The 23,005-nt window shown below is 27.3% G+C and carries 19 protein-coding genes, 1 pseudogene and 1 other annotated feature; of the genes and pseudogenes, 14 read left to right on the forward strand and 6 right to left on the reverse strand.

All coding sequences use genetic code 11. The features are described from left to right. Window positions 1-519: 519 nt before the first annotated feature. Window positions 520-2,352 (forward strand): ABC transporter ATP-binding protein, encoded by a 1,833-nt coding sequence (locus BM119_RS11035; protein ID WP_090041454.1) that lies wholly within the window; start codon window positions 520-522, stop codon window positions 2,350-2,352. After that, on the forward strand, window positions 2,349-4,145 hold the full coding sequence (locus BM119_RS11040; protein ID WP_090041456.1) for an ABC transporter ATP-binding protein: 1,797 nt from the start codon (window positions 2,349-2,351) through the stop codon (window positions 4,143-4,145). Before BM119_RS11035 ends, BM119_RS11040 begins: the two co-directional genes overlap by 4 nt. A gap of 321 nt (window positions 4,146-4,466) precedes the next feature. On the opposite strand, the gene BM119_RS19890 is transcribed toward BM119_RS11040, so the two are convergent. Then, entirely contained in the window at window positions 4,467-4,622 is a 156-nt protein-coding gene (locus BM119_RS19890; RefSeq protein WP_090041457.1) for a hypothetical protein, read from the reverse strand. Window positions 4,623-4,849: 227 nt separating this feature from the next. Further along, entirely contained in the window at window positions 4,850-5,599 is a 750-nt protein-coding gene (locus BM119_RS11050) for a hypothetical protein (protein ID WP_341465755.1), read from the reverse strand. A 364-nt stretch (window positions 5,600-5,963) separates the two neighbouring features. On the opposite strand from BM119_RS11050, the gene BM119_RS11055 reads away from it, so the two are divergent. Together BM119_RS11055 and BM119_RS11060 are read left to right on the forward strand one after the other, a co-directional pair. Then, entirely contained in the window at window positions 5,964-6,764 is an 801-nt protein-coding gene (locus BM119_RS11055; RefSeq protein ID WP_090041461.1) for an N-acetylmuramoyl-L-alanine amidase family protein, read from the forward strand. 90 nt (window positions 6,765-6,854) lie between these two features. Beyond that, complete coding sequence (locus BM119_RS11060; RefSeq protein ID WP_090041462.1) at window positions 6,855-7,724, forward strand: methionyl aminopeptidase; 870 nt, start codon at window positions 6,855-6,857, stop codon at window positions 7,722-7,724. Between the two features lie 91 nt (window positions 7,725-7,815). Here BM119_RS11060 and BM119_RS11065 read toward each other — a convergent pair whose 3' ends face one another. Beyond that, the gene (locus BM119_RS11065; protein ID WP_090041464.1) at window positions 7,816-8,697 is read right to left on the reverse strand and encodes a hypothetical protein; all 882 of its coding nucleotides are present in this window, start codon (window positions 8,695-8,697) and stop codon (window positions 7,816-7,818) included. A 47-nt stretch (window positions 8,698-8,744) separates the two neighbouring features. After that, a complete protein-coding gene (locus tag BM119_RS11070; RefSeq protein WP_090041466.1) occupies window positions 8,745-9,320 on the reverse strand; it encodes a papain-like cysteine protease family protein in 576 nt (191 codons plus the stop codon). 289 nt (window positions 9,321-9,609) lie between these two features. Between BM119_RS11070 and BM119_RS11075 the strand changes: the two genes are divergently transcribed. The 4 genes from BM119_RS11075 to BM119_RS11090 all read left to right on the forward strand — a co-directional run bounded on the left by BM119_RS11075 (window position 9,610) and on the right by BM119_RS11090 (window position 14,036). Next, window positions 9,610-10,602 carry a Gfo/Idh/MocA family protein gene (locus BM119_RS11075; RefSeq protein WP_090041468.1) on the forward strand — a complete coding sequence of 331 codons (993 nt, stop codon included), beginning with the start codon at window positions 9,610-9,612 and terminating at the stop codon, window positions 10,600-10,602. Between the two features lie 250 nt (window positions 10,603-10,852). Then, window positions 10,853-12,298, forward strand: coding sequence for a TldD/PmbA family protein (locus BM119_RS11080; protein ID WP_090041470.1), 1,446 nt, complete (start codon window positions 10,853-10,855; stop codon window positions 12,296-12,298). Further along, the gene (locus BM119_RS11085) at window positions 12,288-13,616 is read left to right on the forward strand and encodes a TldD/PmbA family protein (RefSeq protein ID WP_090041472.1); all 1,329 of its coding nucleotides are present in this window, start codon (window positions 12,288-12,290) and stop codon (window positions 13,614-13,616) included. The genes BM119_RS11080 and BM119_RS11085 overlap by 11 nt, the downstream gene beginning before the upstream one ends. 216 nt (window positions 13,617-13,832) lie before the next feature. Further along, entirely contained in the window at window positions 13,833-14,036 is a 204-nt protein-coding gene (locus tag BM119_RS11090; protein ID WP_090041474.1) for a cold-shock protein, read from the forward strand. Between the two features lie 69 nt (window positions 14,037-14,105). Here the strand turns inward: BM119_RS11090 and BM119_RS11095 are convergent, their stop codons facing one another. After that, window positions 14,106-14,315 carry a hypothetical protein gene (locus BM119_RS11095; protein WP_090041475.1) on the reverse strand — a complete coding sequence of 70 codons (210 nt, stop codon included), beginning with the start codon at window positions 14,313-14,315 and terminating at the stop codon, window positions 14,106-14,108. A gap of 142 nt (window positions 14,316-14,457) precedes the next feature. Between BM119_RS11095 and BM119_RS11100 the strand changes: the two genes are divergently transcribed. The 5 genes from BM119_RS11100 to BM119_RS11120 all read left to right on the forward strand — a co-directional run bounded on the left by BM119_RS11100 (window position 14,458) and on the right by BM119_RS11120 (window position 19,061). Further along, a complete protein-coding gene (locus BM119_RS11100) occupies window positions 14,458-15,246 on the forward strand; it encodes a hypothetical protein (protein ID WP_090041477.1) in 789 nt (262 codons plus the stop codon). Between the two features lie 14 nt (window positions 15,247-15,260). After that, window positions 15,261-16,376, forward strand: a complete 1,116-nt coding sequence (locus BM119_RS11105) for an ATP-binding protein (RefSeq protein WP_090041479.1) — start codon at window positions 15,261-15,263, stop codon at window positions 16,374-16,376. 13 nt (window positions 16,377-16,389) lie between these two features. Further along, entirely contained in the window at window positions 16,390-17,754 is a 1,365-nt protein-coding gene (locus tag BM119_RS11110) for a vWA domain-containing protein (RefSeq protein WP_090041481.1), read from the forward strand. A 428-nt stretch (window positions 17,755-18,182) separates the two neighbouring features. Further along, window positions 18,183-18,512 carry a HesB-like protein gene (locus BM119_RS11115; RefSeq protein ID WP_090041482.1) on the forward strand — a complete coding sequence of 110 codons (330 nt, stop codon included), beginning with the start codon at window positions 18,183-18,185 and terminating at the stop codon, window positions 18,510-18,512. A gap of 219 nt (window positions 18,513-18,731) precedes the next feature. Beyond that, entirely contained in the window at window positions 18,732-19,061 is a 330-nt protein-coding gene (locus tag BM119_RS11120) for a HesB-like protein (protein WP_090041484.1), read from the forward strand. Between the two features lie 242 nt (window positions 19,062-19,303). On the opposite strand, the gene leuS is transcribed toward BM119_RS11120, so the two are convergent. Beyond that, window positions 19,304-21,766, reverse strand: a complete 2,463-nt coding sequence (leuS, locus tag BM119_RS11125) for a leucine--tRNA ligase (protein ID WP_090041485.1) — start codon at window positions 21,764-21,766, stop codon at window positions 19,304-19,306. Window positions 21,767-21,819: 53 nt separating this feature from the next. Next, window positions 21,820-22,034, reverse strand: a binding site (T-box leader). Between the two features lie 561 nt (window positions 22,035-22,595). On the opposite strand from leuS, the pseudogene BM119_RS11130 reads away from it, so the two are divergent. Then, window positions 22,596-23,005, forward strand: a pseudogene (locus BM119_RS11130) (ArnT family glycosyltransferase); the annotation flags it as partial.

Raw genomic sequence — 23,005 nt, forward strand, 5'->3', positions numbered from 1 at the left:
AACAACAATAAATACTTTAATATTAGATATTTTTTTGTTATCCATTATTTTTCCATTCCTTTTTAATATTATTCTATATTGAGTTTAGATAATAGTCAATATAGAATTTAGATGTGTACCTAATATATATATTAGGCATGAGTCTAAAAAATGGGATTAATATTTTAATTTTTTATCTGATATTTACTTCCATCCAAATAAATATTCCTTCTATTAATAATTTATAAAAACACAATTTATTTTTAATATACAAAAATGTAACAAATAGTGCAAAAATAAAGACTTGAAATGCATACATAAATGATAAAATTGATATTATAAGTTAAAATGTGGTAATATAATTGTGATAAGTATTGATTTTTTAGTAGTGAATAGTATAAGTGAAAAATATAATAAGTTGGTAATATAAGTTTATTAAGAAATTTAGGAGTTTTATATTAAAAATCAAGGTATTGATAATTATATTTTTATTAAACTTAATTGGAAATCATTTAAAATATAAAGTATGGGGGGATTTATTTGAATGAGAAAAAAGAACCTTTAAAAAATCAAAGAAGTCTTAAAACTAATATTAAATTTTTAATTCACAATGCATGGATATGGGATAAAAAGGTTTTTGTATATTTTGGAATATATACAGTTTTAGCTGCTATTGCACCATTTATAAGAATATTTTTACCAAAGTTTCTAATAGATGAACTTATGGGGCCTAAGAGAGTAAATAATTTAATTGTAATTATCGGAATATTCTTTATTTTATCTTCTGCTATTAATTATTCTATAGCCTATTTAAAGGGTGCATATTATCCAAGGATGATACTTATAAGATTTAAATTTACATGTATGTTACAGAAAAAGTCACTAATAATGGATTTCAAAAATACAGAGAATCCTAAAATTTTAAATGACATAGAGAGTGCATGGACTTCTGTAAGCAATAATGATACAGGAATAGAAGGAATGTTTCATAAACTTTTTGGTGTTTTTGGAAGTATAATTGCATTTATGGGGTATGTAACTATTGTAGCAACATTAAGTCCACTGGTACTTGCTTATCTTATTATAAATGTATTAATAACATATTTTTTAAATCTAAAGGTTAAAAGATACGAGTATGGAAGAAAAAATGATATAGCTGATATAAATAGAAAATCAAACTATATTTATAAAACAATGTATGATTTTTCCTATGGAAAAGATATAAGAATATACAGATTAAACAAATGGCTAAGTAATAAGTTTAAAAACTTTAAGAAAAACCATGTGGGTATTTATAAAAAAATTCAATATAAATATTTTAAAGCTGCAGTGGTAGATGTACTATTACTTCTTGTAAGAGAGGGAATTATATATGCATATTTAATTTATCAAGTACTATATAGAGGAATGAGTATAGGTAACTTTTCAATGTATTTTATAACAATAGGTGGTTTTGCAGCATGGATGCAAAATATTATGAATGATTTGGCTCATATTAATACTCAAAATTTATATTTAAATGATTTTAGAGACTTTTTAGAAATTAAAGATGAGGGTGAAATTCAAACACCAGTAAATATACCAGAAGAACCTCCTTATGAAATAGAATTTAAAAACGTATCTTTTAAATATCCCAATACTAATAGGTATATATATAAAGATATATCTCTTAAAATAACAAAGGGACAGAGATTGGCAATTGTAGGGATAAATGGAGCAGGTAAGACTACTTTTGTAAAGTTATTAACAAGGCTTTATGAACCTACAGGAGGTGAAATCTTATTAAATGGAATTAATATAAAAAAATTTACTAAAGAAGAATATTACAAAATTTTTTCAGTAGTTTTTCAGGACATAAAAATGTTGGCATTTACAGTTGAAGAAAATGTTGCATTAACTCATAAGGATAATATAAACAGAGAAAAGGTAATTGAATCAATTGATATGGCTGGTATGAGCGAAAAAATTAATTCATTGCACAAAGGCATAGATACAAGTGTATTAAAGATTCTAGATAATAATGGAATAGAATTTTCTGGAGGACAAAATCAAAGAATTGCATTAGCAAGAGCACTTTATAAAGATGGAAATGTTGTTATACTTGATGAACCAACAGCAGCTCTTGATCCAATAGCTGAATACAATATGTATAAAGATTTTGATAAAATTATAGGAGATAAAACTGCTGTGTATATCTCTCATAGGCTTGCAAGTACACGCTTTTGTGATGCCATTGCCTTTTTTGAAAATGGTAAAGTTAAGGAATATGGAACCCATGATGAGCTTTTAAAGAAAAATGGAAGCTACGCAGAAATGTTTAATGTACAAGCTCAGTATTATAAAGAAGAGTTATGTGAGGAGGTAGGACAATGAGTAAAGATAAAAAAATTAGTCTTAGAAAAGATTGGGAAATTGTAATATATATATTAAAAAAATCACATAAAATATCTAAAACATATATTCCAATTTTATTTTTATCATCAATGTTCAAAGCAATAACTCCTTTTATAAACATAATTATGCCTAAATTTATCATAGATGAACTTTTAGGTAAGCAAAGAATAGAAGTATTTATTTCATTAGTCTCTATAATAATAGTGGGAAATTTTATATTTAACTTTATAAATAGATGGTTGGATGCTTTAGTAAATATAAAAAATATGGAAATATTAAATGGCTTTGATTTATTAATTGGAGAAAAAATAATGGATATGGATTTTGAAAAAATAGAAGATCCACAAATTTTAGATTTAAAGGAAAGAGCAATATATCCATTAAAGAATCAAGGCGTTTTACAAACAATTATAAAAAATATAGTAGATGTAATTTCCAATATTATAACAGTAATAGGTCTTGTTGCAGTTATATCAACATTAAATCCTCTTATAGTTTTATTAATAATAGGTATAGTTCTTTTAAATTCTTTTATATATAAAAGATCTCAAGCTATTCAATATGAATTTCACAAAGAATTAATACCTATTAACAGGAAATATGGTTATTTTGCTCAATTAACATCTGATTTTTCTATAGGTAAAGATTCAAGATTGTATAATATGGCACCTCTTATAATGAACAAACTAGAAAGTTTTAATGAGGAGAGTGTAGGCTTTTTCTCAAAACTATTTATAACTCAAAGTAAATATGAAGGAGTAAACGAAATAAATTTGCAGATACAAATGACCATTGTTTATGCTTACATGACATACAAGGTATTTATAAATAGTATTGGAATAGGAGCTTTTACAATGTATATAAATGCTGCTAATAATTTTAGTAAAGCAGTTTCAGATTTTTTAAAAAATTATATAGAGTTAATGCAAATGTGTAGATATATCGATGTTTATAGAGAGTTTGAAAGTATAGAGTCAAACAGGAATAAAATTGGTGAATCTATTGGCACTATACAACAGTGTAATATTGAATTTAAAAATGTATATTTCAAATATCCAAGAAGTAATGAATATACACTAAAGAATGTCTCAATAAATATAGATAGTGGAGAAAAACTATCGGTTGTAGGATTAAACGGAGCAGGAAAAACTACATTTATAAAATTATTAACAAGACTTTATGAACCAACAGAGGGTGAAATTTTATTAAATGGAGTAAATATAAAAAATTATGATTATGATGAATATATGAAACTTTTATCAGTTGTTTTTCAAGACTTTAAGCTTATGGCTTTTTCTATAAAAGAAAATATTGTTTTTGAAAAGCACAAAGAAGTTTTGGATGACAATATAATTAAAATTCTTAATGAGGTAGGACTTGAAAATGATATTTTAAAACTCCCTAAAGGAATAAATACTTCTATTTATAAAACCTTTGATAAAGATGGAATAGAATTCTCGGGAGGACAAGCTCAAAAATTAGCAATTGCAAGAGCTGTATATAAAGACGCACCAATTGTAATTTTAGATGAGCCAACAGCAGCACTTGATCCAATTGCTGAATTTGAGATATATAGTAGGTTTAATCAACTTATTGGAAACAAAACAAGTATATACATTTCACATAGACTGTCTAGCTGCAAATTTTGCGATAAAATTGCAGTATTTCATAATGGAGAAATTATTGAATATGGAAATCACAATGATCTTGTTAAGAATATTGGAAGTGAATATGAGACTATGTATATGGCCCAAGCTCAATACTATGCTTAACAATTATAAAAATATGACTATGTATTTTAAAAAAAATTATCAGTTTATGATAAAATAATAATAAAAACTAAAATAATGTAATAAAATTCATACTATAATAACGATATTGTTAAATCATATATTATAAGATGCATTTAATAAAAAAATCAAGTGTTTAATCATTGTAATTAATGAAAAACACCTGATTTTTTTGAACTAATAAAGTATTTAAATGCTATTTACAATATTGCTACTATTGGCGATATTACATTTTTTTAATGAGAGATAAACAACAATACATACCTAGAAAAATTCATCTAAGCTTTAGTTGTACTAATATATTTAAAATCCTCTTTTCTTTGCGTCTATACCACTTTCATTAATGCCTGGTTCTTTAACAATGGTATTAAAACTGTTTTTAGCATATTGATTTTGAGTTTTATTTCCATTGGCTAAATAATTCTCTTTTGAGTAATGCCTATAATTTTTGGTTTTCATAAAATCATCTCCTCATTTAGTTTATATATATAGTATTAATCTATTTTCAAAATTTATAGTGTAATATTAATTCATATTTTAATAAAATATTACATAGGAAAATATAAACTTTAGAAATATAATTTGTATAACATTCAAAAAATAAAAATTTAAAAATATAATAAAAAAGCTATATTATATTCAAAAATGAAACTATAATATAGCTCTTCTTTCTATTAAATTAAAAACTAGTAACGGTAATAAAAATAGTGGGTTGATGGATCTGTATCATTAGATGCATCATATCCATATATTTTTCTTAAATGCATAACTTGTCCAAATTTGGATTTTTGATTATCTACTATGTATGCATAATCATGATTGTCGTCAGCCCATCCCATAAAGATAAATGCATGAGTCGATCCACTTAATACTACATCTCCAGGTCTTAATGAACTTAAATTATAAGATTTTCCAAAACCTTTTTGAGATAATATATATGAAATTTGAGTAGTGTTACATGTGGAGTTTGGGATATTAAACCCTACTCTTCTTAAACATTCAGATAAAAAGTAAACACAGTTGTTTGAATATGATCCTCCATGTAGTCTTATTGCTGTAGCATCTATGTCTTCTTGATTATTCTTATCAGTCATATATTTAAATAAATAGTATTGAGTTTTAGAGTTACACATATTTGGGGAAGCATCTATAATTCTGCCATTTGGATAAATATATTTTTCTCCAAGCCATTCTCCAGACGCCATTGCCCCACCTTCATGAAAATAATATAGAGTGCCATATATAGTTTGAAAACCGGAATTTATCATATTACCAGAATCGTAAAAATAATACCAATAACCATCCACTAAAGTCCAACCAATAGCTTTGTTATTATCATTTTTAAAATAGTACCAAAGATTTTTTTCATTACACCATCCTAATTTAGGTTTTGGTACATTAACATCAGGTTCTTTTGAATGTGCCTTATATGGAATCTAAATTTTAAGTAGTTAATTTGTTAGTGTTATACATTTTATAAAGAAGGAAGAAATGTGTTAAAAAATGCGTTTCTTCCTTTTTTAATTTTTTGTAGAAAAAAATTTCTTTAAAGTATATAATATATATATTAATTTGATAAATTGTAAATTTATATAAAATACTTGAATTTAATGGTTTGACATGTGAAATTTTCACATAATATTTATAAGTTATTTGGCGCATATAACAGAATTAAAATTTATACTTAGAATTAATAATGTAATTATATAAGACATTTAAAAGAATAAAGACTGAAAATGATAATGAATGATAGATATTCATAGAGAAGTTTATATTAAAGATTAATTGGGGGTAATAATTATGAATTGGTTAAACTTAAACAATAATGAATATATTTTTAAAGATAAAAGAAGTCTAAGAAATAGAAAAATAGTAATAGTAGTAGGTATACTTTTTATGGGAGTGTCAACATTGGTATATAATTTAACAAATAATACTTATAAACCAAATGATGAAAGTAATTTATCTACAACTAAAGAACTAGCATCAATAAGTGAAAAAGAAAGTCCCGTTCCAATAAAAATGAAAATTTGTATAGATCCAGGACATGGAGGATATGATCCTGGTACGCCTTCAAAAGAAGGATTTTATGAAAAGGATATTACATTAAGCATAGCTCTTATGACAAAGAATATTTTAAGTAAAAAGGGTGTAGAAGCGGTATTAACAAGAGATGGAGACACGGTATCTTGGCCATCACAAGAAAAAATGGATTTAAGAACAAGGGTTTCAATATGCAAGGAAAGTAATTCAGAAGCTTTTGTATCTCTACATTGTAATTCAAGCGACAATGTGGAATTAAAAGGATTCGAAGTTTGGACAAAGTTTAAAAATGATAAAGGAGAGGAGCTAGCAAAGGATATTAAAAGCTCATTAAAAGAAGCAGAATACACAAATGATAGAGGCATAAAATACAGAGAACAAGGTTCTTTTGCAGTATTAGCATTAAATAAAGTTCCATGTACGCTCTTAGAATTAGGGTTTTTATCAAATGATGATGATGAAAAAATACTTACGTCATATAAGGGACAAGAAAAATGTGCTGAGGCTGTTGCTAGGGGCATATTAAGTTATGTTGAGTCCAATGAAAAAAAGGAATAACATATATTTGGCATTTTTCATATTTTAAAAATTCATTTATAGGGTTATAATTGATATATATAGTAAATGAGTGTACAAGGAGACGATTAGATGAATTTTAATAGAAATGATAAATGTTGGTGCGGAAGTGGAGTGAAATATAAAAAGTGCCATTTGGAGTTTGATGAAAAATTAATGGAATTAGAAGCTAAGGGTTATATAATTCCTTCAAGGGATATAATAAAAAATCAAGAACAGATTGAGGGTATTAAAAAAAGTTCAGCAATTAATAATGGTGCACTAGATGTAGTTGAAAGAAGCATAAAAGAAGGTATGAGTACAGAAGAGGTAAATAAAATAGTTCATGAGTATACAGTTGCTCAAGGAGGAATACCAGCACCACTTAATTATGAAGGATTTCCCAAAAGCGTATGCACCTCTATTAATGATGAGGTATGTCATGGTATACCAAGTGAAGATATAATATTAAAAAGTGGAGATATTATAAATGTAGATGTATCAACTATATGTAACGGATACTATTCAGATGCATCTAGAATGTTTATGATAGGAGATGTATCTGAAGAAGCAAAAAAATTGGTTGAAGTTACTAAGGAGTGTTTGTATAAAGGAATAGAAGCAGCAAAACCATGGGGATTTTTAGGTGACATAGGTGCTGTTATTCAAGAGCATGCAGAAAAACATGGCTATTCTGTAGTTAGAGACTTTGGGGGACATGGAGTTGGAGTTGAATTTCATGAAGATCCTTTTGTATATCACTATGGTAAAAAGGGAGAGGGTATGGTATTAGTACCTGGTATGATATTTACTATAGAGCCTATGATAAACCAAGGTGGATATGGATTATTTATAGATGCAGATAACGATTGGACAGCTGTAACAGAAGACTGCTCACTTTCAGCTCAATGGGAGCATACAGTGTTAATAACTGAAGATGGAGTTGAAATATTAGCTAAATAATAACTCAAGAAAATACTTTGGTAGGTAGATTGGTTAGAATATTTTAACAAAAAAGCTAAGCGTTAAACTTAGCTTTTTTTGTTATCGTAAATTATTTAATAGTATTTTTTCTTTTTTTAAAGTTTAAGAATAAAAGTAAGGATGCAGATAAAAATACTAAAGATGTAGCAAGTGATTTAACTCTAGATGAAATTACGATATTTGTTCCTCCACCTTGTTTATCATTGGAGGATGATTTTGTTATAGAATAATTAGAAAGCTTATTCGCTAAGTTAGAAATCATATATACATTACCATTATCTATATTCATTTTAGAAACTGTATTTGTAAATGGAATAGCATATTCCTGATTATTTTGTCTTATATAAATTAAATTAATATGATATTTATCTACTTTTACAAATTTAATCTCAGATGGTGTGGTTAGATTATTTTTTTTAAGTGTTTCTTTTAACTTGTCCAGATTAATAAAGGATTCAAACATAGTGGAATTCACGTTTTCTATAAAACCAATCATTTCAAAATCGCCATGATTTTTTGAAAAGGTAGCAATATGCTTTAAATTACCATTTTCATAAACAGGACTCATCCAATTGTAGTTTTTAGAAATATTATTTTTGAAGTTACCATTATTATTAAAATACTCTACAAAATCAGGAGTATCTAATTTATAAATTTTGAAGGATTTATTTTCATCAAAGCTTAAGTCATAAGAGAATGATCTGGGGTCATTTGAGTGTACATTATAGTTTTTATCTAGTGATTGGGAGTAGTTTGAAATTTCTCTTATTTTAGTTAATGATGAATCTGAAATTTTCTTAAAATCATTATAATCATCGGAACACTTTATAGACGAATCTTTTAATAGGTTGTCAATATTATCATCAAAGCTCTTTTCTATAGCGAATACTGTTGAGCTTAATAGAAAAGTTGCTGAAATAAAGGACAAGGCAAATACCTTTAAAAACTTCATAAAAACATTCCTTTCCTACTTATTAATATTTTTAATTACAAGTGTTATTATCTTGCGAAAACGGTTTCTTCGTATTGTCTACTGTTATAATTTCCATTACAAAAAGCTTGATAATCAACCCAATGAGTTGTTGAATCCCAAGGATCCCTATATCTAAAATAATTTGAGTATTCATATACTGCGTCACCTACAACAAAGTGACCCCCATTTCTATTTCCATAATTATCATAATATCCAGCAAGAAATATTAGCGGCTTTTGATAATCCATTATATCTCTTCTTATTGAAGACATATTCCACGGAAAATACTCAACTTTAAAATTAGCGTTATTATAGCAAATGTAGTTTGTTGCAGTTGTGCATTCTATTGATGATGCAGGTAGATTAACACTAGAGGAACCTTTAACCTGTGCAACACCATCCCACTGAGTTCTATTTGTATTAGGATAAATTGATTTTGCGGCCATTTCAGCTGAAGCTGCCCAACACCATTGAGTTTTTGCTTGTTGAACTATATTTGGATTTTGTGAGTAATGTATAGTTTCAGCAAAAACAGTAATTGAAGTACATGAGACAAATGTTACAATTAAAAAAACATTTAAAAGATTTTTAAATTTTCTCATAAAAATCCTCCTTTTTCTTTAAGAGCTCTATATATTAATTCTATGTTGATGGGTGTAATATTGTGAATTAATAGAACGCTCAGAGACGAATTAAGAAAATTATGATATGCATATAAATTAAAATTGTGATAAATTTTTCAATAGGTAAGTGCAGAGGAATAAATACTTTTATGTTTACAAAGTAAGCATTTTGAGCATATAATTTAAGGAAGAGAGTGAATAATTTTGAAATTAAGAAAACGAATACTTTAGACAAAAGAAGAATTTTATAGTATAGGGGAGAAGTAATATGAATAAAATTAGATTTGGAGTTATTGGTACAAATAATATTACACAGTGGTTTTTAAATGGCTCTAAAAACTGTGATAGATTTTCTTTAACTGCTATTTATTCAAGAAGTAAAGAAAAAGCATTAGAGTTTGGAGATAAGTACGGTGTTACTACTGTATTTACTGATTTAGAGGAAATGGCAAAAAGTCATTTAATAGATGCTGTATATATAGCATCGCCTAATGCTCTTCACTGTGAACAAACAATTTTATTTTTAAATAATAATAAACATGTTTTATGTGAAAAAGCTTTTGCATCTAATGCAAAAGAAGTAAATATAATGATTGAAGTAGCAAAAAATAATAACGTTATTTTAATGGAAGCTATGAAGACTACAGTACTTCCTAATTTTAAAGCAATAAAAAATAATATTCATAAAATTGGAAAAGTAAGAAAATATTTTTCTAGCTATTGCCAATATTCTTCTAGGTATGATAAATATAAAGAAGGAATAATATTAAATGCTTTTAATCCAAAGTTATCAAATGGAGCTTTAATGGATATAGGAGTATACACAATTCATCCAATGGTTAATTTATTTGGAAAGCCAAATTCACTTAAGGCATCATCTGTTATGCTTGATTCAGGGATTGATGGAGAGGGAAGCATAATTTTTAAATATGATGAATTGGAAGGTGTAGTTATGTATTCTAAAATATCTAATTCATACTTACCTTCAGAGATTCAAGGAGAAAATGGAAGTATAATAATTGATAACATACATAATTTCCAAAATGTAAAAATAGTATTTAGAGACGGAAGAGAAGAAGAGTTATCTATAGAACAATTAGATGATGATATGTATTATGAGATAGAGGAATTTATAAATATTATTCAAGAAAAAAAAGAAGAATCACAAACTAATACTTTAAATAATTCAAAAATCGTTGCAGAGCTTATGGAAGAAACAAGAAAGCAAATAGGATTAGTTTTTCCAGCAGATTTAAAATAAATTTTATGACATTAGAAGCATTACTAGCTAAGAATATCTCAAGGCATAGTAATGCTTTTATTATAAATATATATTGTAAAATATAAACATAATAGGATTATTTTTATACTGGGGGTGGGTAGATTTAATAAATTAGATATTTCAAATTTCAACTTATAAGCCAGAAGTTTTGGAACTGTAATAATTTCATGGTATGAAGTTATTAAAGAAATTAATTGAAAATTAAAAATAAATGAGGTGTGTATAAATAATGAGACAAGCTATTAATGAAGTATTAAAGTATTTAAAGTCACAAAATATAAATTATGCAGATATAAGGATAGTTGATAGAAGAAATGAATATATTGAGACAGAAGATTTAAAAGTAGATAATTTAAGCAATAGCAGAAGTAAAGGTGTGGGCATAAAGGTAATTTATGATGGATCTCTTGGTTTTGCAAGTTCACAGCAAATTAATGACTTGCCCAAAATAGCAGATAAGGCTCTTGAAATTGCAAAAGCAAGCAGAAAATTACAGAAGGAAAAAATAATGTTGTCTCCTAAAGATATTATTGTAGATAACTATACTACACCAATAGCTATTGATCCGTTTACAGTATCTAAAAAAGAAAAATTAAATTTACTCTTAAATGCAGAAAAGGAAATGAGAAAAGGTAGAAATTTATTTAAGACAAAAGCTACTATGATGTTTCAAAAGGAAGAAAAAATATTTGCTGATACAGAAGGAAGTTATATAACTCAAACCCTATATGAATCAGGGGCTGGAATACAGGCTATAGCTGCTAATGAAAATGATATGCAAATAAGAAGTTATCCACAGGCTGGAGGAAATCATGGTACAGGAGGATATGAATATGTACTAGGTTTAAATTTATTAGAAAATGCTAATAAAACAGGTAAAGAGGCAGATTTACTTTTAAATGCAGAACAATGTCCAAGTGGAAAATTTGATTTAGTTATAGATAGTACTCAAATGGAGCTCCAAATTCATGAAAGTATTGGACATCCAGTTGAGCTTGATAGGATTTTTGGATCAGAGGCAGCTTATGCAGGTATGAGTTTTGTAACAGTAGATAAAAGAGATAATAAATTTAAATATGGTTCAGAACATATAACAATTGTAGCTGATGGAACTTTAAAAAATGGTCTTGGAACTTTTGGATATGACGATGACGGTGTTAAAGCTCATAAAACAGTAATAATAGATAAGGGAATATTAAAAAATTTCCTTACATCAAGAGATACAGCATATAAAATAGGTGAACAATCTAATGGTACTAATAGAGCTGATGGGTGGAGTAATATACCTATAATTAGAATGACTAATATTAGTTTAATGCCAGGACATTATGAATTTGATGAATTAATAGGTGGAGTAAAATATGGATTTTATTTATGTAATAATAAGAGCTGGAGTATAGATGATAAAAGAGTAAATTTCCAATTTGCTTCTGAAATAGCTTATGAGATTAGGGATGGTAAATTGACAGGGAAAATATTTAAAAATGCTATATATACAGGAATAACTGAAGAGTTTTGGAGAAGCTGTGATGGAGTTTGTAATGAAAAATATTGGAAACTTTACGGGACTCCTAATTGCGGAAAAGGACAACCACAACAAATAGCTCATGTTGGACATGGTTCGTCACCAGCAAGATTTAGAAATGTAAAGGTAGGTGTTAAAGATGTTAAATAAAGATGAGTTTTATAATTTAATAGATAAGGTATTAGCTAAAAGTAAATACTTTACAGCTATAAATGTATTTTATAAAGAAACGGGATTAACTAGATTTGCTAACTCTGAAATTCATCAAAATGTTTATACAAGTGATTATGATATTAAGATAACAGTAATAAATGATAAAAAGATAGCTAAGGTTTCAACAAATATAATGGATGAAGAGGCATTGTTTCAAGCCTTAAGAGAGGCAGAAGAAAATCTGGAGTTTTTACCAAAAGGAGATTATGAATACAAATTTGCTAAAACTCCAGATTTTATAGAATATGAAGATGAGTATATAAATTCTCAATATAATTTAGGAATAAAAGATAGAGCGGATATATTAGTTCAGTGTATAAATTCATTAGAAGAAAACTATAAAGCAGCTGGAATTTTATCTAGGACAGTAGAGAAAATTGCATTAGGTACTACAGAAGGAATAAAAAGATTTTTATCTAAAAATTCAGAGGAGCTTGAAGTCGTAGTAATGCACAGAGATGGATCATCAGGTTATGCACATATTAGTAGCTTAAATCCAAAAGAATTTGATGTAAAAAGTGGATTTCATAAAGCGTATAATAAAGCAAAACTTGCATTAAATCCCATAACATTAGAACCAGGAACTTATGACGTTATTCTTGAGCCAGAAGCTGTTTTTGAGTTTGTTATGATGTGTGGATATATGGCACTTAATCAAGATAGTATAAAAGCAGGATCATGCTTTTTAGATGGAAAAAAAGGAAAACAGATAATGAATGAAAAAATAACTATAAAAGATGATTATAAAGATAAAGATAGTTATATGATGCCCTTTGATTTTGAAGGATATGAAAGAAAAACTGTTACTTTAATTGAAAAGGGAATATTTAAGAATGTAGTAAATAATAGCAAATTAGCTGAACTATATAATGAGGAATTAACAGGACATTCATTGGGATACGGAAATGGTTCTATACCATTAAATATGGTTGTTGATGGTGGACAGAAGACATTAGATGAGATAGTTAAATCAACAAAGAAAGCATTACTTATAACAAGATTTCATTATATCAATGTTGTTGATTATAGAGAATCACTTCTTACAGGATTAACTAGAGATGGTGTATTCATAATTGAAAATGGTGAAATTAAAGAAGCAGTTAAAAATATGAGATTCACAGAGGGAATATTAAATGCATTTAATAATGTGGAAGAAATAAGTTCTAATAGGGAAAAGATTCAAGGATTTTTTGGACATATGGTGATACCAGCTATGAAAATAAAAGATTTTCATTTTACGGGTAAAACTGAGTAGATATATAATTTAGTAGATTTTAATAAGTAATAAAGGCTTGAAAGAATTTTTTTTCTTCAAGTCTTTATTATTGTTAACAATATTTCAGCAGAAGTTAGGAATGACTTGCTTTTAATTATGATAAGTTTTAAAGGTGAAATAAAAATATGTATTTAAATATACTTTAAAAGAGATAATAAGTAGTGAAAACTTAATTTTGAAAGGAGTATTTTAGATATGCAAACAGGATCAGTAAAATGGTTTGACAATGAGAAGGGGTATGGATTTATATCAGGAGGAAATGGAGACGATGTATTTGTACATATATCACAAGTAAAAGAAAAAGGAAATGATAAGGATTTACATGAGGGTGAAGAGGTATCATATGATGTTGTGGATAAAGATAGAGGGCCGCAAGCTATAAACGTACAAAAGCTATAGTAAATAAAAAAGAGTTGTCTTGATTAAAGAAGGCAACTCTTTTTATGGAAATTTTATGAAAACATTCATTTAAATATCACTATCTGATTGAGAATTTTTAGACTTTACTTTATCAGAGGATAAATCGACTTGATGAGTTTTAGAAGAATTTTTCTCGTTTATATATAAGTCTAATGCTTTTATACCTTTAGTAGATAACATTATAAGTAAAACTAGTAAAATTATAAGCAAAACAAATAATATAATATTTATTAAGCCAAAGACAGGGAGCACAGACATAGTAAAACCTCCTAATATATATTATTATAAGTATATTGTCATTAATACTGTATTATTACAAATTATCTTTGGATTGAATTATGAAGATATTAGATATATAATTTATATTAAAGAATAATAATTATTAAAAGAGGTAACTCATATGGAACAAGGTAAAAAAGAATTATATTTAAAAATGATAAATGAAAATCCATTTTATATAAGAAACGTAGAAAATCCTACAGAGGAAATGAAATTTACAGGTGTTAAAAGGAATGGGTCGGTAATACAGTATATAAAAAATCCATCCTGTGAACTACAAATGGAAGCAATTAAATCAAATCCATTATCAATAGAATATATAGACAATTTAAGTGAAGAAGTTGCAATAGTAGCAGTTACTTCTTCTTGGAATGCTATAAAATATGTAAAAAATCCATCGGAAGACATTATAAAAAAAGCATTATCAATGAAGGGGTGGGCAATACAATATATAAAAAACCCTAGTGAAGAAATAAAGTTGATTGCAGTAAATAAGGATTTTGATTCTATAAAATATATAAAAGATCCATCAAAGGATGTTCAAATAGCAGCAGTAAAAAATTATTGGGGAGCAATAAAATTTATAAATGAGCCTTGTTTAGAAGTACAAGTGGAGTCAATAAGGGAAAGTGAACAAGCTATAAGTTATATAGACTTTACTGGAGAAGAGAAGATAAAAATGTTTTTGAGAGCAAATATTAATATAGTAAAGTATATACACGAAGATATAGAGCCTCAATGGCTTGATGATGTACTTATGGAGAAATTAGGAGATAAAAATGTAGATGAAAAGTATGTTATAGATTTTTTGAATTTAGAAATACTTGATATGGATAAGTTAAATTTTGTTTATAAATATGGAAGTAAAAAAGCAAAGAAAATAGTTATAGATTATAAACTTTCTATATAGGAGGAGGACATTAAATGAATTTTTCACAAACATTATTAGCAGTTGATCTAGTATTGAAAACTGGAGAAGTTCCTCTTATTATAGGCCATAGTGGTATTGGAAAAACTGCATTAGTTAAAGAATTAAGCAAAAAAGGAAATTATAAATTGATAACAATAGATGCTAATCTTTTAAAAGAGGGTGAAATTGGAGGACTTCCTACATTAGAAGATTATAAGGAGTATAACAGTGATAAAATTAGAAAAAAAACTGTATATGCAATTCATACAAAACTTCAGGAAATAGATGATTATATAAACAATAATTCTGGAACGTTACTGCTATTTATTGATGAAATAAATAGATGCGAGCATACAGTTCAACAAGAGTTAATGAATTTAATCCTTAACAGGGAAATTAATGGCTATAAATTAAATTCAAGGGTAAGTGTTGTAGCGGCAATGAACCCTTCAAATAAGTATGATGATTTTGAAGATAGTGAATATGAAGTTGTTGACATGGATCCAGCTCAAGAAGATAGATTTGTGTGGATTGAAATGGAAAGCAATTCTAAAGAATGGATAAAATGGGGAATTAAAGAGAAAATTATACATCCACATGTTTTAGAGTTTGTAGCATTATTTCCTGAACATTTACATTCACCAAGCTCAAATGAAACAATTAAAGCTACACCTAGAAGTTGGGAAAGAATTTCTAAGGCATATGAGGTTTATTTAAATAATAAAGATACTTATCCATTAAATATATTTTACAATGTTGTAAAGGGAAATGTTGGAGGAAGTATAGCTCAAGATTTTATAGGATTTGCTGAAAATTATAAGGCTTTACCAATATCACCTAAAAGTTTCTTTGAAAATATAGTTATACCGGAAGATTTAAAGGAGAAACTTAAAAAAGAAAGTCATTCGAGGCTATATGTTATAGCAAAAAATTTATTAATGTATTTAAGTGATAAAGAAATAGCTTTAGAAGATAGTATAAGAATATTTTCAAAGCTACTTAAATTGTATCCAGTGGACTTGAGAATAGGTATAATGAGGGAAATAAAAATGGATTTTAAAGACAATTTATATGATGGATTTTTAGAATGTGATGAATTTATAGACTTATTTTTTGAAAGTTATAGATAAGAGGATTATTATAATGGAATATACAAGTTTTGATGAATTAAGAAGAGAGCTTTTAAAAGAGACTTTAGCATTTAGAAGAAGAGAGGACATAAATTCAAAATTTAAAAGAAAATTTCTATTCCTTATTGAGAGATGTAGCTTATCATTAATGGAAGGAGAAGATAATTTTTTTGGACTCTTTATGGTTAAAATAAAAAGAAATATAGGAATGAATTTAACTTGGCCAATAGAAACAGAGGCTACCTTAACAAATTTTGTAATGACATTTGATGTAGTAGAGATTTTAAACTTATCAGAGAAAGAAATTATTGCGCTTATAAAACATGAAATACTACACATAATGTATGACCACTATGGAAGAACAAAATCATTAAGGGATAAATATTCGCCTCTAGCTGTAAATTTAGCAATGGATATATCAGTAAATCAGTTTATAAAAAATATGCCAGCATTTAGTTATAAAATAGATTCTGTAAACATGAGTTTAAATTTAAATTTAAACCAAGACCAATCTTTAGAAAGCTATGCTTATAAAATAGATATGGCGTTAAAAGATAAGATAAAAAATGGTGATAAAAATAAGTTTGAAGATGATTTATTTGATATGGAAAATATTCATGAAAGTTTTTTATCTATGAATGACATAAAAGATTTATCCAAAAAAACAGCATTAAGTTCTTTTAGAAATGGAAGGGCTCCTAATGGACTGGAAGATATATTAAGTGGAATAGTTGAAAAACCAGAAATAAGTTGGAGCAAATATTTGAAAAGACTTATAAGTGTATATCCTAGTGGATATAAAAAAACAATAACAAGAAAAAATAGAAGACAACCTGATAGATTAGATTTAAGAGGTGTTTTAAGAAATCATATATCTAAGATATTAGTAGCAATAGATATTAGTGGAAGTATAACTGATGAGGAAATAAAGGAAATACTAAGAGAAATATTTAACTTAATTAAAAATAATAATGTAAAAGTAACTTTAGCCGAAATAGATAATGAAGTAAGAAGGGTATATGAGGTTAAGAATAAAAATGATTTAAGGACTAAATTGGATAGAAGAGGTGGGACAGAATTTTCACCACTATTTAAATATGCAAATAATAATGGATTTAAGGATCATTTAATTATATATTTTACTGATGGTATGGGAGAAGAGAAGTTAACAGTAAAGCCTATGAATCATAATATAATATGGGTTCTTACAGGAAAATCAGAAAAATTATCATTAAATGAATCTTGTGGAAAGATATTAAAACTAAAAAATTCAAATAAGTATGAATTTGATAAAGATTTAGTTGGAATAGAAATTGCCAGGGAAATGATTAGAGAGCTAGATAATTTAAATAATAGAGATCTTGAGGGGTATAGATAAACATTGAAATTAGGCACATTCAAAAAAATAGCAAGTCAATATACATGGCATCTTGGACTTGTTATTTTCTTTCATGTGCCTTATATAAAAAAGGACAATTATAAATAAAATAAATAGGTTAATAAATGACTATTTGAAAAAACTATAGATATTATTGAAAAAAATTATGAAATTTGTTGTTTTTAAATTTAATAATAGTAAAATATATATTATAGCAATAAAAAAACTATATTTCTTTTCTAAAGAGCTGATGTGGGATCAGTTCTTTTTTTTAAAACAGGTTAAAGGTTATTAATATCTTAATTTACATAAGGCACATTCAAAAAAATAATATACCAGTATGATTGTCTATTATTTTCTTTCATGTGCCTAAAGAGAAATGTATTTTTGCTAAAACATAAATATTTTAAAAGAAAGAGGTAATTTAAATGAGTATAGTAAAGATAAGTGATGCAACATATAAAGAATTTAAGGATTTATTAGATGAAAATGAACTTGAAAATTACATTATAAGACTTAACTTAGCAGGAATGGCATGTAGCGGACCTGTATTTAATATTATAAAAGATGATAAAAATGAAAATGATGAAGTGGAAGTAATAAATGAAATAACATTTTTAGTAGGAAAAGAACTTATAGAAAGTTTTGGTGGATTTGAAATACAAGGTACAGAAGAAAATGGAAGAGGATTAATGATAGAACCATTTAATAAACCAGAAAGTGGCGGATGCTCAAGCTGTAGTTCTTGTGGACACTAAATTTTATTTTATTATAGTTAAAACACGTTGACTTGTAAAGTCAGCGTGTTTTTTATTTAATAAAAATATCATATTGACAATTAATAATGATTATTATATAATAGTTTTAAGATATAGATTTAGTCTATAGATAGGATTTGGTTTATCAGTATATTAAATAATGTTATTGTGATATAATAAATAATATAAATTTTACACTAAGAGAAAAGAGGGATTTTAATGAGCGTTGTAAAGATAAGTGATATAGCTTACGATGAGTTCAAAGAAGTTTTAGATCAAAATAGTATTGATAACTATGTAATAAGAATAAATTTAGCAGGTATGGGCTGAGGCGGTCCAGTATTTAACATTGTTCAGGATGAACAAAAAGATAGTGATTTAGCGCAAAAGGTTAAGGATGTAACTTTTGTAGTTGATAAAGAGTTAGTTGATGATTTTGAAGGATTTGAAATAACTTGTGAAGCTGAGAATGGAAGAGGTCTTATGCTAGAGCCAACATCTAAGCCAGAAGGTGACGGATGTTCAAGTTGTAGTTCTTGTGGACACTAACATAAATAAAAAGCAGTTTAGAATAATTCTAAACTGCTTTTATTCTTCTTTATGAAATTATAATCAAGTTGAATCTTTAGATAACTTTTGAAGTAGTATAAATATATAGTTTTTGAAATAGATTTTTTATAAATTATACATTCTTATAAAATAAAATTATCTAATAAAAACAGAATACTAGATGGAATCTGCTTGTTTAAGGTGCTTATAATTCCATTTTCATGTTTATATGAATTTTATTGTTACTTAACAACTATATTTACAAGTCGTCCTTTTATAATAATTACTTTAACAATATTTTTGCCTTCGGTAGCTTTTATAACATCTTCATTTTCTAGTGAAGCTTTCTTTATAGAGTCATCATCTAATCCAGATGGTATATTTATTCTAGCTTTAATTTTTCCATTGACCTGAATAGCTATTTCTACTTCATCTTTAACAAGAGCATTTGGATCAAATTTAGGCCAAGCTTCGTTAAACACTGAGTAAGAATTATCATTAACTTCAGAATTATCGTTAAATGTATTCCACCATTCTTCGCTAAAGTGAGGAGCAAAAGGAGCTAAAATCTTTATGAAATCTAAGCAAGTTTCTTTTAAAAATTCTGCATTTTTGATTTCATCATCATTAACATACTTAGTTAAGGCATTTGTAAATTCCATCATTCTAGCTATAGCAGTATTAAACTGAAGTATTTCAGAGTCGGAAGTTACATTTTTAATAGCTGTATGTCTCCAAAAATTAAGTTCTTTTTCAGCTTTATCTATAGTAGTTTTTTTGTTTTCACCCTTATTTATAAAATCAAATGCATTTTCAAATGCTCTTTCAATTCTTTCAACAAATCTACCAACAGATTTTATGCCATCATCACTCCAAGCTCCACCCTCAGTGTAAGCAAAACCAAACATTAAATACATTCTAAATACATCTGCGCCATATTGAGAGATGTATTCGTCCGGAGAAATAGTGTTTCCTTTAGATTTACTCATCTTTAACCCGTCAGGTCCAAGTATTAGCCCTTGGTGAGTTAATGATTTAAATGGTTCATCAAAGTTGACATATCCCATATCTCTTAGAGCTTTAGTTATAAACCTAGCATAAAGAAGGTGCATACAAGCATGTTCAGGACCACCAACATATTTATCAACAGGTAATAATTTGTTTACAAGGTCTGAATCAAATGCCATATCTTCATTTTTAGAATCTACATATCTTAAATAATACCAAGATGAACATACAAATGTATCTAAAGTATCAGCTTCTCTCTTTGCTGGTTTTCCACATTTAGGACAAGTTGTATTTATAAAGTCATCACATTTAGCAAGTGGAGACTTCCCATCAGGAGTAAATTCAACATTGTAAGGAAGTTCAATTGGTAAATCTTTTTCAGGAACAGGAACTATTCCACAGTGCTCACAATGTATTATAGGTATAGGAGTACCCCAGTATCTCTGTCTTGAAACAAGCCAATCTCTAAGTCTAAAGTTAACTTTAAATTTACCTATTTTCATTTCTTCTAATTTAGCGGCAACTTTAGATTTAGCATCTTCACCAACTAACCCATTAAATTCACCTGAATTAACCATAGTTCCAAATTCACAGTAAGGAAGATTTTCTCCACCTTCTATTACTCGTTCTATTGGAAGGTTGTATTTCTTAGCAAAAGAAAAATCTCTTTCATCATGAGCTGGAACAGCCATAACAGCACCAGTTCCATAAGTTGCAAGAACATAATCTCCAATCCATACAGGAACTTCACGACCATTTATAGGATTTATTGCATAAGAACCAGTGAATATTCCAGTTTTTTCTCTTGTTATAGATTGTCTTTCTATTTCGGATTGCTTTTTAGCCTCATCTTTATAAGCTTCTACGGCATCCTTACACTGGTCAGTTGTTAATTTATCAACTAGTGGATTTTCAGGAGCAAGAACAACATAAGAAACACCAAATAAAGTATCAACTCTAGTTGTAAAAACATCAAATGAAATGTCTTTGTCTTTGATTTCAAATGTAACTTCAGTACCGGTAGATTTACCTATCCAGTGTTTCTGCATAGCCTTAGTTTTTTCAGGCCAATCTAAAGTATCTATTTTCTCAAGTAATTCATCAGCATAATCTGTTATTTTAAAGAACCATTGAGTTAAGTCTTTTTTTGTAACTTCAGAATCACATCTTTCACAACATCCATCTACAACTTGCTCATTGGCAAGAACTGTAGCACAACTAGGACACCAGTTAACTGGTGCTTTTTTTCTATAAGCTAATCCTTTTTCATAAAGTTTTAAGAATAACCATTGAGTCCACTTATAGTAGTTTGGATCGCAAGTTACTAGTTCATGATCCCAGTTAAACATAGCACCCATAGCTTTTAACTGTTCTTCCATAGTAGCTATATTATTAACAGTAGAATCCTTTGGATGAATTTTAGTTTTTATAGCAAAGTTTTCAGCTGGTAGACCAAAGGCATCAAATCCCATTGGTTGAAAAACATTATATCCCTGCATTCTTTTTAATCTAGCCCAAGAGTCAACTGGACCATAGTTAAACCAGTGACCTGCATGTAATTGAGATCCTGATGGATATGAGAACATTTCTAAAACATATAATTTTTTTCCATCTTTGTTTTCATCGAATTTATATAGGTTACTTTCTTCCCATTTTTTTTGCCATTTTTTATCTATGGCAGTAGAGTATTTTGACATAAAAATACCTCCTTCAGTATATCTTTAGAAAATAAAAAAAGCCCTCATCTCAATAAAGAGACGAAGGACTAACTCTCCGTGGTACCACTCTAATTAGGTCAAAAATTTATATGACCTCACTCATAAAAACTTAACGTGTTCAAACCGTACTTGCATTTACTCAAGTAAGCTCCTAGGCAAGTTCATAAGAATTTATCACTGTTTTACACCGAACAACAGCTCTCTTTAGAGTAAATATCTTATTAATACTCCTAATCATAGCAAATAAATATTAAACTTTAGAATTTAATATTTATTATAGTAGATGAATATTTTAATGTCAACATAATGTTTTGTGTGAACTTAAAAAATAATAAGATTTTTAGTTGAATATTATAGATGACAATGGATTAAATGTTTAATTTATACATGGGATTTAATATATTAATAGGAAAAATATTAGAAAATCTTAAGAAACTTTATTAAGAAATCTTAATAAATTAGTTTTAATATTAATATAAGGGTTGAAAATAAAGAGTTTAATTATGCAATAGTGATAGAAGATAAAACGTGATTTTATGTATAATTAAAACATAAGCACAATAATAAGGTAGGGGTTTTATTAATAATAAATATAAAATATTGGTGGTATATGATGAAAAAAATATAAGGGTAGTTATAGAAACATACTTAATTAATTAAGGATATAGTGTTATTTTAACTGAGGAATGAAGGCAGTATTATTTATGATGTAGTAAATTCTACAAAAGGAGAGAAGCTTAAAGATTACAAATCATGGATTAGAAGATAATAGATTTTACGAAGCAAAACGCGACTGAGGGGAGTTTTTATGAAGAATATAAGTTATGGGTTTAATAAATTTTTGAATTTAGCTTTAAAAATTTTATTTTTATTTATAGTGGTTGGGAGTATAGGATATTTTAATGTAGAAGAACCTGATATTACAGGTGTATCAATCTGTTTCATAATTATTACAATTATACTTATTGGAGGAACATATTATGGTTTGAAAAATAAATATAATAAATCTTTAATAGTTACTATTATACTTATTAGTGCTTTAATCATAAGACTTGTATGGTTTTATAATATAGATAGTATTCCTATAAGTGATTTTAACAGGATGTTTATATGTGCAGGTGATTTTCTAGCTGGATCTACGGATATGTTCAAGGATACAGCTTACATGGCAAGATTTCCTCATATGAGTATGACTGTTTTATACTTCGCTTTAATTAG

The sequence above is a fragment of the Clostridium frigidicarnis genome, from assembly GCF_900111985.1.
Taxonomy (GTDB): domain Bacteria; phylum Bacillota; class Clostridia; order Clostridiales; family Clostridiaceae; genus Clostridium_Z; species Clostridium_Z frigidicarnis.

What these genes read in the sequence shown, in the direction of transcription:
- BM119_RS11090 (WP_090041474.1), top strand. Translation starts at nt 13,833, where the DNA reads ATGCAAACAGGATCAGTAAAATGGTTTGACAATGAGAAGGGGTATGGA.
- BM119_RS11075 (WP_090041468.1), top strand. Translation starts at nt 9,610, where the DNA reads ATGAATAAAATTAGATTTGGAGTTATTGGTACAAATAATATTACACAG.
- BM119_RS11085 (WP_090041472.1), top strand. Translation starts at nt 12,288, where the DNA reads ATGTTAAATAAAGATGAGTTTTATAATTTAATAGATAAGGTATTAGCT.
- BM119_RS11070 (WP_090041466.1), bottom strand. Translation starts at nt 9,320, where the DNA reads ATGAGAAAATTTAAAAATCTTTTAAATGTTTTTTTAATTGTAACATTT.
- BM119_RS11095 (WP_090041475.1), bottom strand. Translation starts at nt 14,315, where the DNA reads ATGTCTGTGCTCCCTGTCTTTGGCTTAATAAATATTATATTATTTGTT.
- BM119_RS19890 (WP_090041457.1), bottom strand. Translation starts at nt 4,622, where the DNA reads ATGAAAACCAAAAATTATAGGCATTACTCAAAAGAGAATTATTTAGCC.
- BM119_RS11115 (WP_090041482.1), top strand. Translation starts at nt 18,183, where the DNA reads ATGAGTATAGTAAAGATAAGTGATGCAACATATAAAGAATTTAAGGAT.
- BM119_RS11100 (WP_090041477.1), top strand. Translation starts at nt 14,458, where the DNA reads ATGGAACAAGGTAAAAAAGAATTATATTTAAAAATGATAAATGAAAAT.
- BM119_RS11040 (WP_090041456.1), top strand. Translation starts at nt 2,349, where the DNA reads ATGAGTAAAGATAAAAAAATTAGTCTTAGAAAAGATTGGGAAATTGTA.
- BM119_RS11110 (WP_090041481.1), top strand. Translation starts at nt 16,390, where the DNA reads ATGGAATATACAAGTTTTGATGAATTAAGAAGAGAGCTTTTAAAAGAG.
- BM119_RS11105 (WP_090041479.1), top strand. Translation starts at nt 15,261, where the DNA reads ATGAATTTTTCACAAACATTATTAGCAGTTGATCTAGTATTGAAAACT.
- BM119_RS11060 (WP_090041462.1), top strand. Translation starts at nt 6,855, where the DNA reads ATGAATTTTAATAGAAATGATAAATGTTGGTGCGGAAGTGGAGTGAAA.
- leuS (WP_090041485.1), bottom strand. Translation starts at nt 21,766, where the DNA reads ATGTCAAAATACTCTACTGCCATAGATAAAAAATGGCAAAAAAAATGG.
- BM119_RS11080 (WP_090041470.1), top strand. Translation starts at nt 10,853, where the DNA reads ATGAGACAAGCTATTAATGAAGTATTAAAGTATTTAAAGTCACAAAAT.
- BM119_RS11055 (WP_090041461.1), top strand. Translation starts at nt 5,964, where the DNA reads ATGAATTGGTTAAACTTAAACAATAATGAATATATTTTTAAAGATAAA.
- BM119_RS11065 (WP_090041464.1), bottom strand. Translation starts at nt 8,697, where the DNA reads ATGAAGTTTTTAAAGGTATTTGCCTTGTCCTTTATTTCAGCAACTTTT.